Origin of the sequence: Bifidobacterium moraviense (assembly GCF_012932365.1) — a bacterium.
Taxonomy (GTDB): Bacteria; Actinomycetota; Actinomycetes; order Actinomycetales; family Bifidobacteriaceae; genus Bifidobacterium; species Bifidobacterium moraviense.
Map to the genome: position 1 here is coordinate 1 of NZ_JAAIIH010000002.1, position 22567 is coordinate 22567.

The 22567-nt window shown below is 67.5% G+C and carries 19 protein-coding genes and 2 tRNA genes; 10 read left to right on the forward strand and 11 right to left on the reverse strand.

Features of this window, described 5'->3' with window-relative positions; genetic code table 11:
- The first annotated feature begins 256 nt into the window (after nt 1-256).
- The 3 genes from G1C96_RS03325 (at nt 257) to G1C96_RS03335 (ending at nt 1197) form a co-directional block, all read left to right on the forward strand.
- Nucleotides 257-865, forward strand: a complete 609-nt coding sequence (locus G1C96_RS03325; RefSeq protein WP_169275248.1) for a DUF4190 domain-containing protein — start codon at nt 257-259, stop codon at nt 863-865.
- Nucleotides 866-1008: 143 nt separating this feature from the next.
- Nucleotides 1009-1082: transfer RNA gene (locus tag G1C96_RS03330), tRNA-Asp, on the forward strand.
- 42 nt (nt 1083-1124) lie between these two features.
- Nucleotides 1125-1197 (forward strand) — tRNA-Phe (locus tag G1C96_RS03335).
- Nucleotides 1198-1565: 368 nt separating this feature from the next.
- On the opposite strand, the gene G1C96_RS03340 is transcribed toward G1C96_RS03335, so the two are convergent.
- The 3 genes from G1C96_RS03340 to G1C96_RS03350 are packed head-to-tail and all read right to left on the reverse strand — an operon-like array spanning nt 1566 to nt 3637.
- Complete coding sequence (locus tag G1C96_RS03340; RefSeq protein ID WP_335341914.1) at nt 1566-2087, reverse strand: low molecular weight protein-tyrosine-phosphatase; 522 nt, start codon at nt 2085-2087, stop codon at nt 1566-1568.
- Nucleotides 2088-2121: 34 nt separating this feature from the next.
- A complete protein-coding gene (locus G1C96_RS03345) occupies nt 2122-2784 on the reverse strand; it encodes a dihydrofolate reductase (protein WP_169275249.1) in 663 nt (220 codons plus the stop codon).
- Nucleotides 2785-2836: 52 nt separating this feature from the next.
- Complete coding sequence (locus tag G1C96_RS03350) at nt 2837-3637, reverse strand: thymidylate synthase (RefSeq protein WP_205832032.1); 801 nt, start codon at nt 3635-3637, stop codon at nt 2837-2839.
- 213 nt (nt 3638-3850) lie between these two features.
- Between G1C96_RS03350 and G1C96_RS03355 the strand changes: the two genes are divergently transcribed.
- Nucleotides 3851-4264, forward strand: a complete 414-nt coding sequence (locus tag G1C96_RS03355) for an OsmC family protein (RefSeq protein WP_169275251.1) — start codon at nt 3851-3853, stop codon at nt 4262-4264.
- Nucleotides 4265-4847: 583 nt separating this feature from the next.
- On the opposite strand, the gene G1C96_RS03360 is transcribed toward G1C96_RS03355, so the two are convergent.
- The 4 genes from G1C96_RS03360 to G1C96_RS03375 form a co-directional block, all read right to left on the reverse strand.
- Entirely contained in the window at nt 4848-5900 is a 1053-nt protein-coding gene (locus G1C96_RS03360) for a universal stress protein (protein WP_169275252.1), read from the reverse strand.
- A gap of 147 nt (nt 5901-6047) precedes the next feature.
- The gene (locus tag G1C96_RS03365) at nt 6048-6848 is read right to left on the reverse strand and encodes a C40 family peptidase (protein WP_240945086.1); all 801 of its coding nucleotides are present in this window, start codon (nt 6846-6848) and stop codon (nt 6048-6050) included.
- Between the two features lie 117 nt (nt 6849-6965).
- Nucleotides 6966-7745, reverse strand: a complete 780-nt coding sequence (locus tag G1C96_RS03370) for a C40 family peptidase (protein WP_240945090.1) — start codon at nt 7743-7745, stop codon at nt 6966-6968.
- Between the two features lie 302 nt (nt 7746-8047).
- The gene (locus tag G1C96_RS03375; protein WP_169275254.1) at nt 8048-9025 is read right to left on the reverse strand and encodes a CHAP domain-containing protein; all 978 of its coding nucleotides are present in this window, start codon (nt 9023-9025) and stop codon (nt 8048-8050) included.
- 187 nt (nt 9026-9212) lie between these two features.
- On the opposite strand from G1C96_RS03375, the gene serC reads away from it, so the two are divergent.
- A complete protein-coding gene (serC, locus tag G1C96_RS03380; protein WP_169275255.1) occupies nt 9213-10355 on the forward strand; it encodes a phosphoserine transaminase in 1143 nt (380 codons plus the stop codon).
- Nucleotides 10356-10513: 158 nt separating this feature from the next.
- Here serC and G1C96_RS03385 read toward each other — a convergent pair whose 3' ends face one another.
- The gene (locus tag G1C96_RS03385; RefSeq protein ID WP_169275256.1) at nt 10514-11968 is read right to left on the reverse strand and encodes a type I phosphomannose isomerase catalytic subunit; all 1455 of its coding nucleotides are present in this window, start codon (nt 11966-11968) and stop codon (nt 10514-10516) included.
- A gap of 53 nt (nt 11969-12021) precedes the next feature.
- Here G1C96_RS03385 and G1C96_RS03390 point away from each other — a divergent pair, with 53 nt between their 5' ends.
- Nucleotides 12022-12276 (forward strand): DUF2530 domain-containing protein, encoded by a 255-nt coding sequence (locus G1C96_RS03390; protein WP_169275257.1) that lies wholly within the window; start codon nt 12022-12024, stop codon nt 12274-12276.
- A gap of 16 nt (nt 12277-12292) precedes the next feature.
- Here the strand turns inward: G1C96_RS03390 and G1C96_RS03395 are convergent, their stop codons facing one another.
- Nucleotides 12293-13549, reverse strand: a complete 1257-nt coding sequence (locus G1C96_RS03395; RefSeq protein ID WP_240945087.1) for a sensor histidine kinase — start codon at nt 13547-13549, stop codon at nt 12293-12295.
- A 167-nt stretch (nt 13550-13716) separates the two neighbouring features.
- Between G1C96_RS03395 and phoU the strand changes: the two genes are divergently transcribed.
- Both phoU and G1C96_RS03405 read left to right on the forward strand, forming a co-directional pair.
- On the forward strand, nt 13717-14397 hold the full coding sequence (phoU, locus tag G1C96_RS03400) for a phosphate signaling complex protein PhoU (protein WP_169275258.1): 681 nt from the start codon (nt 13717-13719) through the stop codon (nt 14395-14397).
- A 275-nt stretch (nt 14398-14672) separates the two neighbouring features.
- Nucleotides 14673-16085: an MATE family efflux transporter gene (locus tag G1C96_RS03405; RefSeq protein ID WP_169275259.1), complete on the forward strand. Its 1413-nt coding sequence runs from the start codon at nt 14673-14675 to the stop codon at nt 16083-16085.
- Between the two features lie 301 nt (nt 16086-16386).
- Here G1C96_RS03405 and G1C96_RS03410 read toward each other — a convergent pair whose 3' ends face one another.
- Together G1C96_RS03410 and G1C96_RS03415 are read right to left on the reverse strand one after the other, a co-directional pair.
- Nucleotides 16387-17607 (reverse strand): MFS transporter, encoded by a 1221-nt coding sequence (locus G1C96_RS03410; protein ID WP_169275260.1) that lies wholly within the window; start codon nt 17605-17607, stop codon nt 16387-16389.
- A 274-nt stretch (nt 17608-17881) separates the two neighbouring features.
- Nucleotides 17882-18724 (reverse strand): HAD-IIB family hydrolase, encoded by an 843-nt coding sequence (locus G1C96_RS03415; protein ID WP_169275261.1) that lies wholly within the window; start codon nt 18722-18724, stop codon nt 17882-17884.
- Nucleotides 18725-19017: 293 nt separating this feature from the next.
- Between G1C96_RS03415 and ettA the strand changes: the two genes are divergently transcribed.
- Together ettA and G1C96_RS03425 are read left to right on the forward strand one after the other, a co-directional pair.
- The gene (ettA, locus tag G1C96_RS03420; protein ID WP_169275262.1) at nt 19018-20694 is read left to right on the forward strand and encodes an energy-dependent translational throttle protein EttA; all 1677 of its coding nucleotides are present in this window, start codon (nt 19018-19020) and stop codon (nt 20692-20694) included.
- A 522-nt stretch (nt 20695-21216) separates the two neighbouring features.
- Nucleotides 21217-22143 carry an acyl-CoA thioesterase gene (locus G1C96_RS03425; protein ID WP_169275263.1) on the forward strand — a complete coding sequence of 309 codons (927 nt, stop codon included), beginning with the start codon at nt 21217-21219 and terminating at the stop codon, nt 22141-22143.
- Nucleotides 22144-22567 lie beyond the last annotated feature (424 nt).

Here is a 22567-nt window from a genome sequence, read left to right on the forward strand (position 1 = left end):
CCTGAACCGGGCCACACGGGAAAGGACGCCGGACGCCACCGGCAGGGCGAAGCGCGCCCACGACAGCCAACCGGAATCCCGACACGTCAACTCCCCAAGGAGTTGACAAAAACATAGGAACACCCCCCCAGGGGCGCGCCGGAACCCATCCGTTCCGACGCGCCCCTTTCGCGTCTCCAAACGCACCGCGGCATCGCCCCATCGCTACCCCGTGCAGGCTCTCGCGCCGACGACGCCACAGGCCTAGACTGAGGTCATGAGCGATCAGCAACCCACGCCGCAGCAGCCGCAACAGCTCCGGCAGCCCCATGGACGGCCGGATGACCGGCAGCCGATCTACGGGACGCCCGACGCGCCGCAGGCCGCCTACGCGCCGTACGCGCAGCAGCCGACGACGCAGTACACCCCGCAATACGATGCGCCGTACGGCGCGCAATACGGCACGAACCAATACGCGCAGACCCCGTTCTACGCGGCGCAGCAGCCCGCATACCCGGTCGGGGCCTATCCCTACGCCCAGCCGCCAGCCGCACGGCCGTGGAACAGCCTGTCGATCGTCGGACTGGTGCTCGCGTTCGTCGTGCCGCCCGCGGGGCTGATCGTCTCCGTCATCGCCCTGCTGCAGATCGGCAGGACCGGCGAACGCGGCAAGGGCCTCTCGGTGGCCGGCATCGTCCTCGGCGTGCTGAACACGCTGCTGATCGTGCTGTCGGTCGTCTTCGTCTTCTGGGCCATCGGCAGCGCCATGCAGGACATGAGCTACTACGGCTACTACGACGACATGTCCCCCGACGACATGTACGACATGGACGACATGCTGGGGCAGTTCACCGGATACGTGGCCGCGATGCTGCCGACGCGCTGAGAGCCTTCCCACCCGTCGTTGGAGCGAAAGGCGCAAATCGTTGGAATCATGCGGCAACACGCCGAACGCACCTTCAACTTGCGCAATGCCGACGTTCGGGTAATATATTCATTCGTTGCCTCGCACAAGCGAGTCCACAACACGGCCCCGTAGCTCAGTTGGTTAGAGCGCCGCCCTGTCACGGCGGAGGTCACCGGTTCAAGTCCGGCCGGGGTCGCTGGAACAGGAAGACTTGGTTTCAGGCCTTCACTTGTTCTCTGGCTCTGTAGCTCAGTTGGTAGAGCGAGCGACTGAAAATCGCTAGGTCAACGGATCGACGCCGTTCGGAGCCACCGCGGAAACCCCCGCAGGCCTTGCAAACACTGGCCTGCGGGGGTTTCATCGTATCGGGCACGATCCGCCGGAAAACCCTCCGTGCTACGAAAATGCTACGCATTCAGTAGCAAAACACCGTGTCGATATAAGGAATGGCGCTACTTTGCCGGTTCGATGAACTTGGTCCCGAGTTGTCCGTTCTCGTCCCAGTACCCCACGCTCATGGGCCGCTCGGGCGGCGGCGTCCCGGGATGCCCGCGATGCCAGCGCAGGCGGCAAATCGTCACGTCCACGGTCCAGAAAAACGGCGATGCCACCGCCGACGCATCGGCGATGGCATCGCATCTCGCATCATGGGGTCCTGCCGCGGCACGACGCGCCCACGTCAGCCGAGCCGCTTGGCCACCCAGTCCACGATGTACGGGGCGACCTCCTCGATCTGGTCGATCGCCACCTCGAACTCGCGCATGCCGCCGTACCACGGGTCCACCAGGTCGATCCGGCTCTCCTGTCCGAGCGCCGGCTTGGGCAGATTCGGGTCGAAGCTGCGGTACAGGTGCACCTCGGAGCGTTTGCCGGCCGGCAGCTCGCGCAGCAGGGCGCGCATGTGCGAGGCCGTCATGGGCAGGAACAGGTCCGTGCGCTCGATCTCCTCGGGCGTGATCCGGTGCGCGAAATGACGCTGCGGCAGCTCCGGACCGTAGCCGCGCTGCTTGAGCACGCGCACGGCGCGCGGATCGATCGGATGGCTCCACTCCTCGTCGGACACGCCGCTCGACTCCACGGCGACCCTGTCCCCCAGCCCGCGCTCGTTGACGTAGTGGCGCAGGATGATCTCGCCCATCGGCGACCGGCAGATGTTGCCGGTGCAGACGGTCATGATGGTGTACGGCTTGCTTTCGCTCACTGCGGCTCCATTCCAGTCCCGAACGGCATCGGGGTCAGCGGGTCTTCTCGAACGTGACGAAACGGTAGGCGGAGATGCCGTCCTCCTCGCGCACGGGGACCATCCACGGCGTCTTGTCCGTGATGGTCCACAGGCCCTCGTCCACCAGCGCGGCGATGTCCGGCGCGTAGGCGTCGGCGTTCACGGTGCCGCGCAGCAGCGTCACGTACGCTTTGTTGGCCAGCGGCAGGGCCTCACGGAACAGCTGCGCGCCGCCGATCACCCAGATCTCCGAACGGTCGAGACCGTCATCCGGGATGGCCTCCTGACGCGCCAGATCGAGGGCGTCGTCGAGACTGTCGACCACGGTGGCGCCGGGCGCCACGTACCGCGGATTGTGCGAGACCACGATGTTGTCGCGGTTGCGCAGCGGACGATGCTTCGCGTCGAGCGACTCCCACGTCCTGCGGCCCATGATGACCGGATGCGAGATGGTCAGCTCCTTGAAGTGCCGCATGTCCTCGGCCAGATGCCACGGCATGCCGCCCTCGTACCCGATGGCCCCGGGACGGCCCTCGCCGTCACTGGCCTCGGCCCAGATCAGATTGACCGAGAACGTCTTGGGCACGTCGTCGCCCCAATCCTCGGCCTCGTCAAGCCCGGAGTCCCCGGGCTCGGGTTCGTGGTAGCCACTGCGACTGCTACTGTCGTGCTCCATTTCAGATCACTCCTTGGGTGGTTTGGACTGGGACAGAAGTGTAACGGGCGGCTCAGACGGCCACGGGCGCCTTGATGGCGGGATGATGGCGGTAGTCGATGACGTGGAAGTCCTCGTACGTGTAGTCGAACAGCGAATCCGCCTTGTCGATCTCGATGCGCGGGTACGGGTATGGATCGCGCGAAAGCTGCTCCAGCACCTGCTCGATGTGGTTGTCGTACACGTGGCAGTCGCCGCCGGTCCACACGAACTCCCCCGGCTCCAGACCGGTCTGCTGCGCCATCATGAGCGTGAGCAGCGAGTAGGAGGCGATGTTGAACGGCACGCCGAGGAACATGTCGCACGAGCGCTGGTAGAGCTGGCAGCTCAGACGCCCGTCCGCCACGTAGAACTGGAACAGCGCGTGGCACGGCGGAAGCGCCATCTGCTCCACTTCGGCCGGATTCCACGCGGAGACGACCATGCGACGCGAGTCGGGGTGATTGCGGATCAGGTCAAGCACGTTGGCGATCTGGTCGATCGTGCGGTTCGGATCCTCGGGAGTCGGCGCGGGCCAGCTGCGCCACTGCACGCCGTACACCGGGCCGAGATCGCCGTTCTCGTCCGCCCATTCGTCCCAGATGTGCACGTTGTGCTCCTGCAGCCAGCGCACGTTGCTGGAGCCCTTGAGGAACCACAGCAGCTCGTACGCGAGCCCCTTGAAGAACACCGTCTTGGTGGTCAGCAGCGGGAAGGAGTCCCTCAGGCTGAAGCGCATCTGCTGGCCGAACAGCGAGATCGTGCCGGTGCCAGTGCGGTCGGACTTGAGGGTGCCTTCCGTGAGGATGCGGCGAACCAGATCCTCGTACGGCATGGGGACGTCCGTGACGGGACGGGCGGGAATGCGGGCGCGGATGTCTGCGAGCTGTTCGGGTGTCAAAGCCATGGGACCAGTCTACCCAGTGCCGCGGGACGCGCGGCGCGCGGACACGATTGCGCCCGGAGCCGAAGAAGGCGCGCGTTCGCGCTACATTGGTGGCAGGTGGACGCGAACGGACGCGTCGACGATCCGTAAGGAGGATTTCACATGGGCAAGCGACTGTGGGTGGAGAAGAACAAGGACGGTTCCTGGGACGCGTTCTCCGAGGACGGCGCGCACATCAAGTTCGGCAAGGGCGCTGGCGTGTTCACCCCCGGCGACCTCATGAAGATCGCGCTGGCCGGCTGCGCCGCGCTGTCCAGCGAGTTCGCGGTCTCCCACACGCTGGGCGAGGGCAAGGGCGCGCGCGTGGTGGTCGACGGCACGTACGACGCGGACAACGACTCCTACATCAATTTCAACGAGCAGGTGGTGGTGGACGCCATCGACGCCGGCCTGTCGCAGGAGGACGCCGACAAGCTCAAGGAGCGCATCACCCGCCACATCAACAAGGGCTGCACGGTCAAGCACACGTACGAGCAGGTCACCCCGGTGCGCATGGACGTGACGATCCGTCACTGACGCGCGTCGCACCGTTTCGCATATGTCATCTCGATGAGGGGTGGTCGCCGGATCTCACGATCCGGCGACCACCCCTCATCGCATGTTCCGGCGGCGTTCCGGTTCTTGCCGGATCCGTCGCCGCGCCCGGGAACCACCCGGGCACGGCATTGCGAGCGAAGATACAGGAGATGCATGGGCACCAGCGGCCCGGCGGGCACCCTTACGACCGCAAGACCGGATGAAACCGGGGATCGCCGAGGATATCTGCGGAGTCAGGGGCGGATTCGGGCATCCGCACGCAGGTATCTGCGGAGTCAGGGTGCCTCGTAGACCGGAATGCGGGCGGAATCACCTCCGAAACCGCCATTTCATCGTTGAATTATGCCGCATATGTCACTCGGAGCACCCTGACTATGCAGATATCTGCCTGCACTGGCCGAAATCTACCCCTGACTCTCAAGATACCCATCCGCAAAGGCGCGGCGGCGGCGTGGCGAGACGACACGGCCCCGGTTCCGCAAGGCACGGAGCCGGGGCCGCTCGGTTCGAGCGATCGCGCGTCGTACAATGTCGGCGCGCGACCCGTCGACCGTCTACGTCCCTACTTGTGCAGCGGGTCGATGGTGGACTCGATGTCGTGGGCCACCGAGGCGTCGGCCTTGGGCACCGGCACCTCCTTGACGCCCTGGATGTCGTCGATCGGCTTGGGGCTGACGTCGGCGGGCGACGCGGGCACGGAGTCGAGGCGCTGCTCCGCGGCCTCCACGTACTTGCGCGGCACCACGTAAACGGGGCTGACCGAGTGCTGCAGCAGTCCCTGGCTGGTGGAGCCCAGCAGCAGGCCGGTGAAGCCGCCGCGGCCGCGCGAGCCGACGATGACGACGTCGTGGTTGTGGCTGGCCTCGGTCAGCGCGTTCACCGCGGACCCCGGCACCAGCTGCTTGTTGATCACCAGATTCGGATGCTCCTCGCGCAGCGGCTTGACGCGCACCTCGAGGTCGTCCAGATAGGAGGCCATGACGCCGTGCTCCTCGTCGGTGCCGGAACCGGTGACGCCGTCGATCTTCGGCACCGCGGAGATGACGTCGAGCTCGGCGTCCCAGCTGTCCGCGAACGCGGCCGCGATGGACAGCGCCTTGACGCCCCACTTGGACTCGTCGGCGCCCACGGCCACCTTGGTGATCGTGTTGTTGAGATGCATCAGGTTGCCGTCGTCGTCGGTGTACGGCACCACGACGACCGGGCAGTACGCGTAGGCCGGCAGCGACGAACTGGTAGTGCCCAGCAGGCGCTCGGCAAGACCGCCCTTGCCGCGGTTGCCGATGACGATGAGGTTGTAGTTGCGGCTCAGCTCCACGAACACGGACGCCGGATCACCGGTGACGATCAGCGTGGCGGCCTCCACGCCCTGCTCGTCGGCGATGGCCTTGGCGCGCGAGAGGATCTCCTGCGCGTCGGAGTGGGCGGCGTTGTCGTCGCCCATGGCGGTGTACGTGGCGTCGAACGACACCGCGGCGTAGCTGGGCAGCGAGTACGCGCAGACGATCTGCAGGGTCAGTCCCGCATGCTTGGCGTAGTTGGCCGCCCACCACGTGGCCTTGTAGCTGGCGTCCGAACCGTCGACGCCTACAAGGATGGCTTTGTCATTGATCATGGTGACCTCCCTTACCTGTCACTGGGCCACGCCACGATGCGTCGCCTTATCTCACACAATACCCCGTTCACGTTGCATGGGAAGGCAACGGCGCACACTTTGACGGACGGCGTCGTCCCGCATGACGGACGGAGCGGACACGGCCGTTCAGACGAGGCGGTAGTACTCCCACCCCGAGTAGTACGACGTGCTGGCCACGAGCGTACCCGTGGCGGGCGTGGAAGCGTGCACCATCCTGCCGTTGCCGATGTAGATGCCCACGTGTCCGGGCTTCCACATGAGGTCGCCGGGCTGCGGGTCGGTGACGCGCGTGCCCGAGCCGCGCTGCGCGGAGCTCGAATGGCTCAGCGTGACGCCGAAGCGGCGGAAGACGTAGGACGTGAATCCGGAGCAGTCCCATCCGCTCGTGGTGCTGCCGCCGTAGACGTACGGGACGCCCTGGAACTGCAGCGCGTAGGCGACGACGGCCGCGCCGTTGCCGGTGGCGACGGCGGCGCCGTTCTGGGACGTCGAGACTTCGCCGGATGCGGCGGCATCGGCTGCGGCATCGGCATCGTCGCCCGCGGCGTCCGATGCGGCGGCCTGCGCGTCGTTCGTCGCCGTGCGGCGGGACGCACGGCTTGCGGCCTGGGCGCGGGCTTCGGTCTCCGCCTGCGCTTCGGCCTGGGCGGCGGCCTCCTGCGCGGCGGCCTGCGCCTCCGCGTCCAGCTCGGCCTGGGACTTGGTCTGCGGCACGTCCAGCGACTCCACGCCGCCCCACGCGGCGGAACCGTCCACCGCAATCGACGCGGACTCCACCAGCAGGTCGACGCGCGTGGCGTTGAGCTTGGGGAAGGAGCGGACGGACGTGACGGTGACGGCCGCATCGGCGTCGATGCCGAACGCGGACGGGGAAAGGCATGCGAACAGGGAGCCGGCGACGGTGAGCGCGGCTATGGCGGTGGTCAATCGTGGACGCGCATTCATTGAGGCCACACCATACCACACCGTCCTTGGGACGCGACATGCGCATACGACGAGGGGCGTCCCGAAGGACGCCCCTCATGTGCCGAACGGCGGCGCGGATCAGATCACGCGGCGGAAGTCGGTCACGTTGAAGTAGGAGATGGGATCCACCGCGGTGGTGCGGCCGGGACGAGGCGCGTGCACCATCTTGCCGCCGCCGATGTAGATGCCCACGTGGCCGGGGGCGATCACCAGATCGCCGGGCTGCGGATCGGACACGGAGACGCCGTTGCCTGCCTGGCCGCCGGACGTGCGCGACAGGCTCACGCCGAAGTGGCGGAAGACGTAGGACGTGAATCCGGAGCAGTCCCATCCGCTGGGGGTGCTGCCGCCGATGACGTACGGAACGCCGATGAACTGCATGGCGTAGGAGATCACCGCGGCACCGTTGCCGGAGACCGTCTCCTGCACGGCGGCGTCGCCGCCGGCCGAATCGGCGGACGACGAGGCGGAACCGGAGGTCGTGGCGGACGTGCCCGTGGAAGCGGAGGCGGATCGACGGCTGTTGGAGCGGCTGGCGGCCTCGCGCTGGGCTTCGGCCTGCTGACGTGCCTCCTCCTCGGCCTTCGCGGCGTCGGCGGCGGCCTGCGCCTCCGCGTCCAGCTCGGCCTGGGACTTGGTCTGCGGCACGTCCAGCGACTCCACGCCGCCCCACGCGGCGGAATCGTCCACCGCGATCGACGCGGACTCCACCAGCAGGTCGACGCGCGTGGCGTTGAGCTTGGGGAAGGAGCGGGCGGACGTGACCACGGCATCGTCGCCGTCGGTCGCATTGGCAACGGTCACCGTACCGGCGGCCATCATCGTCAGGGCGATGCATGACGCCGTCATGGAATACATCAAGCGTAGCTTCTTCATCGTTTCCACACATTAGCACATGGCGATTGCGCGGTCCGATGTCCCTCGGGCCATGATGCGGCGCGAGTCACTGTGAACGCTGGGGACACGCCGTGATCGAAACGGTTCGTCGGCGAACGCGCGTGCCCGTTCCGCGGAAGTCGCGACGGAACATGCCGCACGCGCGTGCCCGCCCGACGGAACGAAACAGTGCAACGATCGTCGATCACCGCCGCTCACGCGCGATCGGCGATCGGCGATCGGCGGAGGCGCGGAAGCGATGACCGGAAACGACGATCGGACGATCAGTAGTGGATGTACTGGAAGTCGTGCACGTTGGTGAAGGTGCGGCTGAACGTCCTGCCGTTGTAGGAGGCGCCGCACTCCGACGTGGTGACGGAGCCGTCCGGGTTGATGGCCTCCACGATGGCCACGTGGCCGTACGCGGAGCTGGAGCCCTCCTGCCCCTGGCGGAAGACCATGATGTCGCCCACGTTGCGCGGGGTGTCGTCCACCCAGTAGCCGAGCGAGCGGGCGCTGTCCGCCCACATGTAACCGTTGCCGTAGTGCGAGCCGACCGGCAGGTTCAGCTCGTGGCGGCGCAGATACACCCACCACGTGCACTGGGAGAAGGAATAGGTACTGCCGTAGTCCTGCGTGTCGTGGTTCGGGTTGAATCCGGCGGGGATGTCCGCGGCGTTGACGTCCATCAGCGCGGCCACGGTGGCGTTGTCCGCCTTGGACTTGGACATCTGGCTGACGTCGAGGTCGGTGCTCTCCTCGCCCAGGGACCACGAGCCGTTGGTGCCGGAATCCTGCGCGGAGCCGTCGGCCGCGACGGAGTCCTGCGGCTGGTCGCCGTCGACGTTCGAGGCGTCGATCACGTCGGACGTGGCGATGCCCGCCTCGGCGAGCGCCTTGCGGACCTGGGAACGGGAGGCCTCGCCGTCGGTGACGGCGGGCGTGAAGACCTGGGAGCTGGTGGCCTGCGGCTGGGGGTCGGCCACGGAGACGGCGCGCTGGGCGGGGCCCGCCAGGGCCACTGCGCCCGCAGCGGTGCCGAACAGCGCGGCGAGCGCGGTGCCCGCCATGACGTGGTTCCTGCGTGCGGATGCCTTGGCGGCCTCACGCATGGCACGACGGCTCTGGGGCGCCACTTCGTTGAGACGGGCGGCCAGCGCGGCATCCACCGCGGGCGCGAACAGCGACTCGGACTTCCCGGCGGGCATGCCCGCGCGCTCGGCGCGTGCGACCCTGGGGGCCTTATGCGCTGCATGCCTCATAAACAATCACTCCTTGAACGGTGGACGGGGACGCCTCACACCCTCCGGGCGTCACACAACCATCACACTGTCCGCTACCCTACACCGTCGCCTTGCGTTTCGTCCAGTCGCCCGGCGATTGCCCGCGCGTTCCATAATATGCGCCTCCCCCTTCCCGCGATCGCGCGCACTGATTACTGTGGTGGGCATGACAACCTCATTGACGATCCCCGTTTCGTTGCTCCCGGAGGACGGCCGCTTCGGCTCCGGACCGAGCAAGATCCGCCCCGAGCAGGTGGCGGCGCTCGAGGCCGGCGGCAGGACGCTGCTGGGCACCTCGCACCGTCAGCCGCCCGTGAAGCATCTGGTCGCCTCCATCCGCGAGGGGCTGGCCGCGTTCTTCTCCATGCCCGACGACTACGAGATCGCGCTGGGCAACGGCGGCGCCAGCGCCTTCTGGGAGGTGGCGTGCGCCTCGCTGATCAACCGCCGCGCCGCGTTCGGCTGTTACGGCTCGTTCAGCCGCAAGTTCGCGCAGTCGGCGGAGAACGCGCCGTTCCTGGAGACCCCGGTGATCTATGAGAGCGAACCCGGCACCTGCCGCGTGCCCGACCTCACCGACGACGTGGACGCCTACTGCTGGGCGCACGACGAGACCTCCACCGGCGTGGAGGCTCCGATCCGCCGCGTCCCCGGCAGCGCGGAGCAGGGCGCGCTCACGCTCATCGACGCCACCAGCGCCGCCGGCGCGCTCAGGGTGGACGTGCGCGAGACGGACGCCTACTACTTCTCCCCGCAGAAGGCCTTCGGCGCGGACGGCGGCCTGTGGGTGGCCGTTCTCTCCCCCGCCGCCGTGGAGCGCGCGGAATCCGTGGAACGCTCGGCGAAGCTGCCCGGCGCGCGCCGCTGGGTGCCGCCGTTCCTCTCGCTCACCACGGCGCTGTCCAACTCGCGCAAGGACCAGACGCTGAACACGCCCGCCGTGGCCACGCTCATCATGATGGAGAACCAAGTGCGCTGGCTCAACGACAACGGCGGCATGGCCTGGGCCACGGCACGCTGCGCCAAGTCGGCGTCGCTGCTGTACGACTGGGCCGAGCGGAGCGACTACGCCACCCCGTTCGTCAAGGACCCGACGATCCGCTCGCATTCGGTGGTCACCGTGGATCTGGACGATTCCGTCAACGCCGCCCAGGTGGTGGCGCTGCTGCGCGAGAACGGCATCGTCGACACGTTCGCCTACCGCAAGCTGGGCCGCAACCAGCTGCGCGTGGGCGTCTTCCCGTCGGTCGAGCCGTCCGACGTGGCGGCGCTCACGCAGTGCGTCGACTACGTCGTCGAGCACCTGTGACGAACGCCCGCCGGTCGCCCGCGCGGGCATGACCAGGGCCCGGTCGGATCGTTCCCGAGGAATCGGGGCGCGCTCCGACCGGGCCTTCGCATATCCGGGCGTATCCGGTCGCATCCGGCACCGTGCGAGACGGGATCCGACCCGGAGCGCGGCACGGCTCAGAACGGCGTGGAGGCCAGCAGGAACGCGCCGGGCCCGTCGCCGTCGACGTCCACGGCGCCCGCGCGGGCCGGCACGAACACCGCCTGCCCCCGCGTCAGCGTGCGTGCGCCTTCGCCGTCGCGCACGCGCACGCTTCCGGAGCAGCACAGCACCACGCGGGGCGCGTGCGCGGGCAGCGCGATCCGCTGCGGCAGCAGATCCGGACCGGGCAGACGGTGCGGGTCCGGCCACGCGCCATGCCAGCCGTAGCGCTCCGCGAGGCGGCGCAGCAGCGTCCACGGCGTCGCCTCGCCCACGTGCCCGTACGCCAGCATGTATTCGCCGAGCTTGGGACGGTAGGTCACCAGATCGCGGGCGATGCGCGCGCCGAGCATCCGCGAGCGAGGATCGATGGGAGCGCCCGGCGCGCAGTCCAGATTGAGCAGCAGGTTGCCGATGTCCTTGTGCTTGGGCGTCATGCCGGCGCGCAGCACATTGTCCGAATTCGTCATGATCTCCGCGGCCATGCCGTGCAGATAGGCGTGCGGAGTGCCGGCCGGGATGAACACCGACTCGCCCGCCTCCAGACGCACCGGATTCATCATGAGCAGCGCGAGCACGCTGGGATCCCCGGGAAACGCCGCGGCGGCCCTGGCGGCGTCGTCCAGCGCGAAGGCCGCGCGGGACGCATCGGCGCCCGGCGCCCCGAATCTCGCCGAGGCACGTCCCAGCGCCTCGGCGATGCCGTCGCCGGAAGCGGCGGGAGCGGTCACGGCCGCATGGAACGCGCGGAACAGCGCCTTGTGCGAGATGGGCCACGTCAGCGCGGCGGGCGGCATCATGCGGTCCGCCGCGTCGGTCGCGGAGGTCGCATCGCCGCGCAGCGCCGCGAGCATGAGGCGCGCCACGGGATGATCGACCGTCTCGAGGACCCCGCGCGTCTCGTCGAGCGGCATGAACCCCACCGCCGCCTCGAACGGCTCGAGCGCCACCACCATCTCGTGCTTGGCGAGCGCGTCCCGGAACGAGCGTTCGGGAGCGTCCTGCGGGATGCCGGCGGCCTGCTCGCGGTTGAAGCCGGCGCGCGCCCGGAAGTCGACCGGATGGACCTGCAGCGACAGCGGGATGCGCGCCGCGATGACCTTGAACAGATACGGCAGCACCGGGCCGAACGTGCGCGACGACGCCGGCCCCACCATGCCGTCGGGATCGGAGCGGATGGCCTCGTCCAGTCCCACGAGACGGTACGCCCCCGCCTCCGTGACGTCGGGATCGGAGGCGCCGATCCCGGAGACGTCGGAGACCGGCATGCGCAGCATGGACGGGGAACCGGCGTGCCCGGAGAACCACATCTCGGCCAGAGGGCGGCCGTCGCCCTCCCCCGAAGCCCCCTCCCCGAGGCGGAACAGCCGCTGCAGCCCGGTATGGGATCCCCACGCATAGCGCTTGGGCACGGGCTCGATCTCGATCACGCGGAGCTCCTTTCGACCGTGACAAGCCTACCCCGCGCGCTATGGTGAAGTCCATGAAGTTGGCGCCGATATTCGATCCCGCGGTGCGCAAGCCCGCCCCCAAGCCCATCCAGGTGGACCTGCAGAAGGCGTTCCTGGCCGTGACCGCCGCATGGGTCCTGGCGCTGGTGGTGGTCACCGTGCTGCTGGCGCTCGACATGTGTGGCATCCGCCCGCTCGTGGTGTGCGTGGCCGGCACCGTCATCGGCATCCTGATGCTCACGTGGGAGCACTTCCACCGCTGGGACTACCGCAGGCTCGGCCGCTAGGCGCCCTGCCGCCGTCCTACTGCGCGAGCGGCAGCGTCAGGCTGAACGTGCTGCCGGCGCCGGGCATGCTCCACACCGACGCGGAGCCGTGGTGCGTCAGCGCCACGTGCTTGACCACCGCCAGGCCCAGACCGATCCCGTCGCGCGTCCTCTCGTTCTGCCGGCGGCCGCGGTAGAACCGCTCGAAGACACGCTCCTGCTCGTCCTTGGGGATGCCGCATCCCTGGTCGACCACGCGGACCACGGCGTGGCCGCCGTCCTTGGTGGGTCCCACCACCACGCTCACCGTGCCCTTGTCCGGCGAATAGGCGACCGCGTTCTCGACGAGCTTGCCGATGGCGGCGCGGATCTGGTCGCCGTCGCCGTTGACCGTCAGATCGCCCTGGCCGCTCACGTCGAGCCTGACGCCCCGGGCCTTCGCGGACGGCGCCATCGCGGTCACCACGTCGCGCGCCTGTCCCAGCAGCGACAGACGGTTCGCGCTCGACGCCACCACCGGCTCCTGCGCGCGGATGAGCAGCATGAGGTCCGACACCATGCGGTTCATGCGCCGTCCGATCGAACGTACCTCGTCGGCGTCCGCGGCCACGCGGTCCGCGTCGTCGCCGTGGTCCTTCAGATCGCGCGCCACGCGGTCGAGCGCGAGCGTGGGCCTGAGCATCTGCTCCGAGACGTTGACGATGAACGAGTCGCGGGTGCGGGAGAAACGCACCATGTCGCTCACGTCGTCCAGCAGCACCACCACGAACGAGTCGCCGACCCTGCCCACCGTCACCTTGAGCCAGTTGGGACGCGACGCCCGCCTCTCGTCGGCCGCGCCCTCCTGCGCCGGGCCGGCCGTGGTGGTGGTCAGGTCGAACGTGGCCTTGCCTCCGGCCTTGCGGATGCGCCGCACCTCCTCGAGCACGCGCGGCTCCACGATCGCGTCGTCGCGCACCACGCCGAAGCGGTAGGCCTCGGGACCGCAGCGGACCACCTCGTCGTGCACGTCCACCACGACCGGGCAGATCGGCAGCATCGACAGCAGCGCGGCGGTGTCGTCGTCCAGGTCGTCGGCCTCCTCGTCGTCCGCGCCGGAACCTCGCCGATGATCCCGCGCGAACCGATGCCATCTGGCCCCCAGCATGCTCGTCAGCGGCACGTTGCCGGTCCTGCGCACCATCGCGTCGCGCAGCGCGGCGGCGATCGCGAAGCCCAACGCCGTCGCCAGAGCCAGCCCGATCAGGCCGAACGCCACCACGATGCCGACTGAATCCCCCATATTGTTCGTCATGCCCTCATTGTGGCAGATGCGCCGAGGCAACACGGCCAAGGTGAATGGGAAGTGAACCGTCCCATGAACATTGAACGAACATGCCACGGCTTTTCCCGACGGGGGTGACGTCAACCGATGCGACCGAATACAATGAGATGGGTTGAACCTACGAGGAAAGGCTGAAAATGCGCGTTATTTTCAACGAGGAGATGAAGGCCGTCGCCGATGACCTCGACCGCATGGCGCAGGACGTCGCCAGGGCGATCAAGGGCGCCGGCTCGGCGCTGCTCAAGTCCGACGTCGAGGCGGCGCAGACCGTGATCGACGGCGACATCGAGATCGACGCCTTGGAGACCAGCGTCATCGACCAGTGCGTCAAGCTGCTGGCCAAGCAGAACCCGGTCGCCACCGACCTGCGCGTGGTCGTCTCCACGCTGCGTCTGGCCGCCACCTTCGAGCGCATGGGCGATCTCGCCAAGCACGTCGCCGAGACCGCGCGCCGCACTTACCCGCAGTCCGCGCTGACCGACGAGGCCCGTCCGGTGGTGGAGCAGATGGTGGCCTTCCTGGACAAGACCGCCGACCGTCTGCCCGCAATGCTCTCCGACCGCGACACCAAGGTGGCCGAGCAGGTCATCCTGGACGACGACAAGCTGGACGAGCTGCATCACCAGACCTTCGACATCATGCTGTCCGACAACTACGACGGCGACAAGCAGCACATCATCGATCTGGTGCTCGTCGGCCGCTTCCTGGAGCGTCTGGGCGACCACTCCGTGTCCGCCGCCCGCCGCGTGGTGTACATCGTCTCCGGCTTCGATCCGAGCAAGAAGCCCGGTCCGGACGAGGGCACCGACATCGACTGACGTCGACCGACCCGCATCGGCGCTTCCGCGCCCTGCGCCGCAGGGGCGTGCCGGGATTCCGTTCCCGGCACGCCCCTTTCGCATGTCCGCACATCGGGCCCATCCGCGTGGCGACGCGCTTGTCCATGCCGTGGCGGTTTACTACACAGCGGCGTCCTCGGCCTCGCGGACCGTCGCGTCACGTCACGGCGTACGCGGACGACGGCGTGTATGGACGACAACGTGTATGGACGACAACGCGGACGACGACCATTTTCGGAAAGGACGACACGACCATGGACAGCGAACTGTTCGACAGGGCACCCATCCCCAAGGCATACTTCAGTCTGGCGATGCCGGTGGTCATGAGCATGCTCGTCACGCTCGTGTACAACATGGTCGACACGTACTTCATCGCCCACACCGGCGATGCGAACATGGTGGCGGGCGTCTCCATCTCGGCGCCGGTGTTCATGGTGATGATCGCCATCGGCGACATCTTCGGCCTCGGCGGCAGCTCGGTCATCTCCCGGCTCTTCGGGCAGCGGCGCTACGACGACGGCAGGCGTCTGAGCGTGTTCTGCTTCTACGGCTCGGCGCTCATCGGCGCGGCGATTCTGGTGCTGGGCCTCGCGTTCCGCGATCCGATCCTCGCCATGCTCGGCGCGAACGAAGGCACGTGGGCGCACGCCTCCGCCTACTACACGTGGATCATCATCGGCTCGCCGCTCATCATCGTCTCGATGACGCCGGTCAACCAGCTGCGCACCGAAGGCCACGCCGTGCCGTCCATGATCGGCCAGATCGCCGGCACCGTGCTCAACATCATCCTCAACCCGCTGTTCATCCACGTGTTCGGCTGGGGCGCGGGCGGCTCGGCGTTCGCCACCGTGCTCGCCAACGTGTGCACCGACGCCTATCTGGTGTGGTTCCTGCTGCGCCGCAGCCAGAACCTGTCGGTCGACCCGCGACTCATGGTCCGCCGCGCAGCGGACAACGTCGCACGCCGCGCGCGCCTGCGCCTCGACATCACCGGCGCCGAGCTGCGCGACATCCTCGTCATCGGCATCCCGTCCGCCGTCACCAACCTCACGCAGAGCTTCGGCATCGTCATGGTGAACCTGTATCTGCTGCCCTACGGCAACGACCCGGTGGCGGCCATGGGCATCGCACTCAAGGTCGTGATGATCGCCGTCTCGGTGTTCGTGGGCTTCGCGTTCGGCGCGCAGGCGCTCATCGGCTACAACTACGGCGCGCGCAACATGACGCGGCTCGCCGGAATCCTGCGCTTCTCGTACCTGTTCCTCAGCGGGTTCGCGATCGTCATGACCGTGCTGCTCAGCGTCTTCGACCGCAAGCTCATGGGCTTCTTCATCAGCGACGCGCGCATCATCGACCTCGGCGCGGGCATGCTGCGCGTGCAGCTGCTCAGTCTGGTGTGCGTGGGCATCGTCATGGTGACCACGTGCACGTTCCAGTCCACCGGCAAGGCGCTGGGCGCGTTCATCCTGTCGATCAACCGGCAGGGCGTGGTGCTGGTGCTCGTGCTCGTCGTGGCCTCGCGCGTGGCCGGCTACGCCGGCGTGATCGCCGCGCAGGCCGTCGCCGACCTCATCACGGCGATCATGGCGGGCGTGCTGTTCTTCGCCATGCTGCCCGAGCTGCGGGGAGCCGGTGCCGGCGCGCCGAAGGAATACGCCGCGCGATGACGGGCGGCACGGCATGGCACGACGCTGCATGGCACGATGAACGCAGCACCGAGCGCAGCGCCAGTGGGAGTCGGCACTGACAGGCGCCGACGCATCGGAACGGAGGCGTATCTGCGGAGTCAGGGGCAGATTCGGCGATCCGCACGCAGGTATCTGCAGAGTCAGGGTGCCCGGAACGGCGTATCCCCGGTGTCCGGCACCGGAATTCCGCGGTTTTCAGCGGTCCGTATCCGGGATATCCGGCTTCGAGGCACCCTGACTCCGCAGATATCTGCGCGCAAAGTCGAAAAACTACCCCTGACTATGCAGATACCCTGCCATGGACGCGTGTCCCATGACCACGCCGACGCGAAACGAGGTGCACGGCCACGGCCAGCGGCACGGCGAGCATGAGCGCCGGGTAGAACCACGCCGGGTCCAGCTTCGCGTACAGCTGGCCGCCGATGATCGGCCCCAGTGCCATGCCCAGATCGATCCCGATGTAGTACGTGGCGTTGCCTTGTCCGCCGTGCCCTTCGCCGGCAAGACGGACCGCGGCGGACTGGCTCACCGAGCTCATGAGTCCGTACGATGCGGCCATGAACACCGCTCCCACCAGCAGCATGCCGTCGTTGCGCATCACGGCGAGCGCGCCAAGCGTGACGAGCATGCACGCCGAGCACAGCCATAGGAACCAGGTGAACGACCTGCGGTCGAACAGGTTGCGCATCGCCACACGCAGCACCAGCAGCGCGACCGCATACGCCGGGAAGAACAGCCCGACGTCCACGGTCAGCCGGCGCGCGGACACGTAGGTGACGATGTAGGACTGCGTGGCGCAGTACGGGATCGCGAACAGCATGAACACGAGCGCCACCGGGATCACGCGCACGGCCACCACGTGATCGAGCAGGGCGTGGGGCGAGGCGGCCGAGACCCGCGGCGGCGCGCTCGGCGGCATGGCCGGGCGGGAAGCGGATCTGGCCGTCCTGCGGGCCGATCCGCCGTCGCGCACGGACAGCACCATCACGAGGGCCGCGATCATGCCGGCCGTCGCCGCGACGAACGCCGCGCGATACCCGAACGTCGCCGCCAGCCGAATGCCCGTGGCCGGCCCCAGCGCCATGGCGAGCGCGTTGGCCAGCCCGTAGTATCCCATGCCCTTGCCGATGTAGGCCAGCGGGACCAGAGCGGTCAGCCACGCCGCCAGGCACACCGAGAGGCACGAGAATCCGACGCCGTTGACGACGCGCGCCGCCATGACCGCGAACGGGGACGGAGCGAGCATGTATCCGGCGTTCGCGGCGATCATCAGCGACAGCGAGGCGACGGCAAGGCGACGCAGCGAGACGCGGTCGCTCAGGCGGCCCGCCCCGGGACGGCAGAACAGGGAGACGACGTTCATCGTGCCGGCGATCATGCCGGCCAGCTCGCCGCCGGCGCCCAGCGCATGCGAGTATCCGACGATCAGCGTGGTGCCCATCATGGTGCCCGCCATGTAGAAGAATCCGGCCGCCATGACGATCACGACGTCCCGCGTCATGAGCCCGCCGCCCCGTGGTCCTTCCAACCGTGTCCTGCCCGTTCGATCACTGTGCGCCGGAGTCGCCGTCATCCGTCCCATCCGCATCGTCCGTCCTCGATTCCTCCGTATGTTCCATGCCGTACGTTCCACGTTCCATGGTGATGCACCGGAACGGCATCATAGACTCTTCGCCGTGGCCGAGCTCGTCGAAGCGGCGGCACGGGCGGCGGGTTCGGTGGAAACCGCGTAGACAGGGACGTCCGGGAACCGCGGCACTGTCGCCGTGAGGACGCTATGCGTCGCGCCGTCCGGCCGCGAGCACCGCGTCGATCACGGATGCCACGCCGCGGTCGTTGTTGCTTGGCGCGAGCCAGCCGGCGTGGGCGCGCATGTGCTCCTCGGCGTTCGCCACCACGTAGCCGTGCCCCGCCGTCTCGAGCATCTCGACGTCGTTGTAGGTGTCGCCGAGCGCGCAGGCGTCCCGGACGTCCACACCGAGATGGCCGCACAGCCGGATGAGCCCAGTCCCCTTGTTCACGCCGGGGTTCATCATGTCGATCCACATCCTGCCGGCGGCCGTCACCGAATAGCTCCCGGACCATGCGTCCCGGTAGAGGTCGCGATAGACCTCCTCGGAGTCGCTGCGGGGGAAGAACACCGTGTATTTGTTCACGTCGCGGTCGAGCGTCGTCAGATCGTCCATGTAGACGATCCGCTTGTAGAACGTGCGGAAATACTCGTCGTACACGCGGTCGCACGAACGGACGAAGCACGCCTCGATGCCGCATACGGTGGGGCAGCCGCGGCCGTCGGCGAGCGTGAACTCGATCATCCGCCGGTACTCCCCGACGGGGATGAGGCTCGTGTAGACGAGTTCGCCGCGGCAGCGGATCGCCGCGCCGTTGTCCGACATGAACGCCATGTGGTCCTCAAGTCCCGGGAACATCTCGGCCAGCGTGTAGCTCGGGCGTCCGCTCGCCGCGCAGAACGTGACGCCCGCCGCGTCAAGCGCGCGAATGCGCTCCGCCATATGGGGAGGCATCGTGCCGTCGTCGGCGAGCAGCGTGCAGTCCATGTCGCTGGCGATGACCCTGACGTCGCCGAGCCCGGCGTCCTCGATGAAGTTCGGCAGCATGCGAACCGCTCCTTCGGTGGTCTGACGGTGTACGGATGACGGTCCGGCGGCGGACGGGGGGCTTCCGCGCCGACCCGCATACCGTACCTGAGGGACTGGCCCGCGCGCCGCCGCGACCGCGCCATTCCAGCCCTTCCGATACCATGGTTCGCGGTGGTTTGGCCCGAATCCGACCAGCATGCGGACAGGTGCGGCGCAATCGGCGCACCACGCCGGACCGAACATCCGGGCCGAACATACAGACAGACCGGAAACGGCGGAATTTCAACACTTTTAAGGAGAAGCCGCAACCAATGGCAGAGTTTATCTATCAGATGATCAAGGCGCGCAAGGCGTACGGCGATCGCGTGATCCTCGATGACGTGACGCTGAGCTTCCTGCCCGGCGCGAAGATCGGCGTGGTGGGCCCCAACGGCATGGGCAAGTCCACGCTGCTCAAGATCATGGCGGGCATCGACACCGTCTCCAACGGCGAGGCGACCCTGACGCCGGGCTACACCGTGGGCATTCTGCAGCAGGAGCCGCCGCTGGACGACACCAAGACCGTGGGCGAGAACATCAAGATGGCGTTCGGCCCCATTGCCGACAAGGTTGCTCGATTCAACCAGATCGGCGAGGAGATGGCCAACCCGGACGCCGACTTCGACGCCCTCATGGACGAGATGGGCAAGCTGCAGACCGAGATCGACGCGGCCAACGGCTGGGATCTCGACTCGCAGCTGGAGCAGGCCATGGACGCTCTGCAGTGCCCCGACCCGGACACTCCGGTGAACGTGTGCTCCGGCGGCGAGCGCCGCCGCGTGGCCCTGTGCAAGCTGCTGCTCGAAGCGCCCGACCTGCTGCTGCTCGACGAGCCCACCAACCATCTCGACGCCGAGTCGATCCTGTGGCTGGAGCAGTTCCTGCACCAGTACAAGGGCGCCGTCATCGCCGTCACCCACGACCGCTACTTCATGGACAACGTGGCCGAGTGGATCTGCGAGGTGGACCGCGGCCACCTGTACCCGTACAAGGGCAACTACTCCACGTATCTGGAGACCAAGGCGAAGCGTCTGGAGATCCAGGGCGCCAAGGACGCCAAGCTCGCCAAGCGCCTGAAGAACGAGCTTGACTGGGTGCGCTCCTCCCCCAAGGCCCGCCAGGCCAAGAACAAGGCCCGTCTGGAGCGCTACGACCAGATGGAGCAGGAGGCGCGCAACAACAAGAAGCTCGACTTCTCCGAGATCCAGATTCCGGCCGGCCCGCGTCTGGGCTCGCTGGTGCTGGAGGCGAACCACATCCACAAGGCGTTCGGCGACCGCGTACTCATCGACGACCTGAGCTTCACGCTGCCGCGCAACGGCATCGTGGGCGTGATCGGCCCGAACGGCGTGGGCAAGTCCACGCTGTTCAAGACGATCGTCGGCCTCGAGCCGCTCACCAGCGGCGAGCTGAAGATCGGCGACACGGTGAAGATCAGCTACGTGGACCAGAACCGCGCCGGCCTCGATCCGAACAAGAACTTGTGGGAGGCGGTGTCCGACGGCCTCGACTTCATCGAGGTGGCCGGCGTGGAGGTGCCCACCCGCGCCTACGTGGCGAGCTTCGGCTTCAAGGGCTCCGACCAGCAGAAGCTCACCGGCGTGCTGTCCGGCGGCGAGCGCAACCGACTGAACCTGGCCCTCACGCTCAAGCAGGGCGGCAACCTGCTGCTGCTCGACGAGCCCACGAACGACCTTGACGTGGAGACCCTAGAGTCGCTGGAGAACGCGCTGCTCGGCTTCCCGGGCTGCGCCGTGGTGATCTCCCACGACCGTTGGTTCCTCGACCGCGTGGCCACGCACATCCTGGCGTGGGAGGGCGATGACGAGAACCCGGCCAAGTGGTACTGGTTCGAGGGCAACTTCCAGGCGTATCAGGAGAACCGCGTCGCCCGCCTCGGCGAGGACGCGGCCCGCCCGCATCGTCTGCACAGGAAGCTGACCCGTTAAGCGAACAGCGCGGCGCATGACGCACGACGCATGACGCCCATCGATACGAAATCACCGGCGGGGACGATCCTTGCCGGTGATTTCGTATGTGCGCATACGCTTTCACCGCCCAAGCCTCCCTTAACCGGTGATTTCGTATGCGCTCTCGCCCTGGGGGTCGATCAGCGCAGCGTTGCGATGATCGGCCATCGCAGAACCCCGCAGGACGATCCATGATGGCCTTTCATCGCAACGTCGCGGCGAACGGCGCCGTCACATCGCTGCGACAAGCCCATGCATCTCACCATGCGAACGCATATGTGGACGCTCCCGTCATCCGAACATCGCCTTACCTGCCGTTCACGTTGCTCACGAACTCGTTACATGGCGCTTAGCGGGTTTTTACCCCCTGCCGGTACACTGCAAGACGTAATCGACCACGCGCGCGGGCATCGGACGTCATGCAGTCATGCATCGACACCGGGCACGAAGACGCGAAGAACTGAACAACAACTGAATGAGATCGAGAATCGAGGTCCGCTCATGGCGCAGAAGACAGTCACCCCACTGGAGCATCTGGTGAAGGTGCTGGAGCTCGGCGAGCCGTCGCAGTACCGCAGCCACACCTACGTCAACGGCGAGAGCCTCTACTTTCCCACCGGGCGCGTGTATGGCGGACAGGTGATCGCGCAGAGCGTGATGGCGGCCTCCAAGACCGTGCCGTCCGGACGACTGCCCCACTCGATCCACGGCTACTTCATCGCCGCCGGCGACATCCGACAGGACGTGCTGTTCGACGTGGAACTGCTGCGCGACGGTCGCTCGTTCTCCGCGCGACGCGTCAACGCCACGCAGGCGGAGGGTCCGATCCTCACCGCCATCACCAGCTTCCAGGAGAAGGGGCAGACCGGCGTGGAGTACGCCGACCCGATGCCGGAGAACGTGCCCGATCCGGAGTCGCTCACCAGCGCCAAGGAGCTCATGGAGCCCTTCGCGGACAAGTCCCCGTTCGCCAACTACTACGCGCGCAAGTCCCCGTTCGACATCCGCCACGTCACCTCCACGGTGATGCTCGGTTCCGACCAGACCTCCACGGACCCGGCGCACCGCTCCGGCAGGCAGATGGTGTGGATGCGCACCGACGGCACGGTGGACGTCTCGCAGACCATGAACCGCGCGATCCTGGCGCTCGGCTGCGACCAGATCATGATGGAGCCGATCGTGCGCCGCTCCGGTCTGAGCTTCATGACGCCGGGCATCTCCTACGCCACGATCGACCACTCCATGTGGTGGTACCGCGACATCGACGTGAGCGAATGGCACCTCTACGTGCAGGACACGCCCACCGCCGCGCACGGACGCGGTCTCGCCACCGCGAAGGTCTACTCGCGTGACGGCGAGCTCGTGGCCGCGATGGCGCAGGAGGCCATGGTCCGCGTGCCGAAGGCGCCGCAGGCATCGCAGCAGTGAGCCGCCGCGACGAGCCGACGGATTGAGCGGATCCAGTTCCGACAAAGCGCAAACTGAGCGAATCCAGTCCCGGAGCCGGCCGAAACAGGCCACACGGAACTGGATCCGCTCATTCCGTATCTGCGGCACCGCAGACTGAGCAGATTCAGTTCCGACCATATGCATACTGAGCAGATCCAGTCCCGGCAAAGCGCAGACTGAGCAGATTCAGTCCCGGAGCAGGCTGAAACAGGCTGCACGGAACTGGATCCGCTCATTCTGTACCAGCAGCCCCGCAAAGCGAGCAAATCCAGTCCCGCAAAGCATGAAGTGAGCGGATCCAGTCCCGGAGCCGGCCGAAAGAGACCGTACGGAACCGGATTCGCTCATTCCGCATCGACGGCACCGCAGACTGAGCAGATTCAGTTCCGGCAAAGCGCAAAGT

What these genes read in the sequence shown, in the direction of transcription:
- G1C96_RS03370 (WP_240945090.1), bottom strand. Translation starts at nt 7,745, where the DNA reads ATGTATTCCATGACGGCGTCATGCATCGCCCTGACGATGATGGCCGCC.
- G1C96_RS03360 (WP_169275252.1), bottom strand. Translation starts at nt 5,900, where the DNA reads ATGATCAATGACAAAGCCATCCTTGTAGGCGTCGACGGTTCGGACGCC.
- phoU (WP_169275258.1), top strand. Translation starts at nt 13,717, where the DNA reads ATGCGCGTTATTTTCAACGAGGAGATGAAGGCCGTCGCCGATGACCTC.
- G1C96_RS03390 (WP_169275257.1), top strand. Translation starts at nt 12,022, where the DNA reads ATGAAGTTGGCGCCGATATTCGATCCCGCGGTGCGCAAGCCCGCCCCC.
- G1C96_RS03425 (WP_169275263.1), top strand. Translation starts at nt 21,217, where the DNA reads ATGGCGCAGAAGACAGTCACCCCACTGGAGCATCTGGTGAAGGTGCTG.
- G1C96_RS03415 (WP_169275261.1), bottom strand. Translation starts at nt 18,724, where the DNA reads ATGCTGCCGAACTTCATCGAGGACGCCGGGCTCGGCGACGTCAGGGTC.
- G1C96_RS03410 (WP_169275260.1), bottom strand. Translation starts at nt 17,607, where the DNA reads ATGACGCGGGACGTCGTGATCGTCATGGCGGCCGGATTCTTCTACATG.
- G1C96_RS03375 (WP_169275254.1), bottom strand. Translation starts at nt 9,025, where the DNA reads ATGAGGCATGCAGCGCATAAGGCCCCCAGGGTCGCACGCGCCGAGCGC.
- G1C96_RS03345 (WP_169275249.1), bottom strand. Translation starts at nt 2,784, where the DNA reads ATGGAGCACGACAGTAGCAGTCGCAGTGGCTACCACGAACCCGAGCCC.
- G1C96_RS03350 (WP_205832032.1), bottom strand. Translation starts at nt 3,637, where the DNA reads ATGCCGTACGAGGATCTGGTTCGCCGCATCCTCACGGAAGGCACCCTC.
- G1C96_RS03405 (WP_169275259.1), top strand. Translation starts at nt 14,673, where the DNA reads ATGGACAGCGAACTGTTCGACAGGGCACCCATCCCCAAGGCATACTTC.
- G1C96_RS03325 (WP_169275248.1), top strand. Translation starts at nt 257, where the DNA reads ATGAGCGATCAGCAACCCACGCCGCAGCAGCCGCAACAGCTCCGGCAG.
- serC (WP_169275255.1), top strand. Translation starts at nt 9,213, where the DNA reads ATGACAACCTCATTGACGATCCCCGTTTCGTTGCTCCCGGAGGACGGC.
- G1C96_RS03355 (WP_169275251.1), top strand. Translation starts at nt 3,851, where the DNA reads ATGGGCAAGCGACTGTGGGTGGAGAAGAACAAGGACGGTTCCTGGGAC.
- G1C96_RS03395 (WP_240945087.1), bottom strand. Translation starts at nt 13,549, where the DNA reads ATGACGAACAATATGGGGGATTCAGTCGGCATCGTGGTGGCGTTCGGC.
- ettA (WP_169275262.1), top strand. Translation starts at nt 19,018, where the DNA reads ATGGCAGAGTTTATCTATCAGATGATCAAGGCGCGCAAGGCGTACGGC.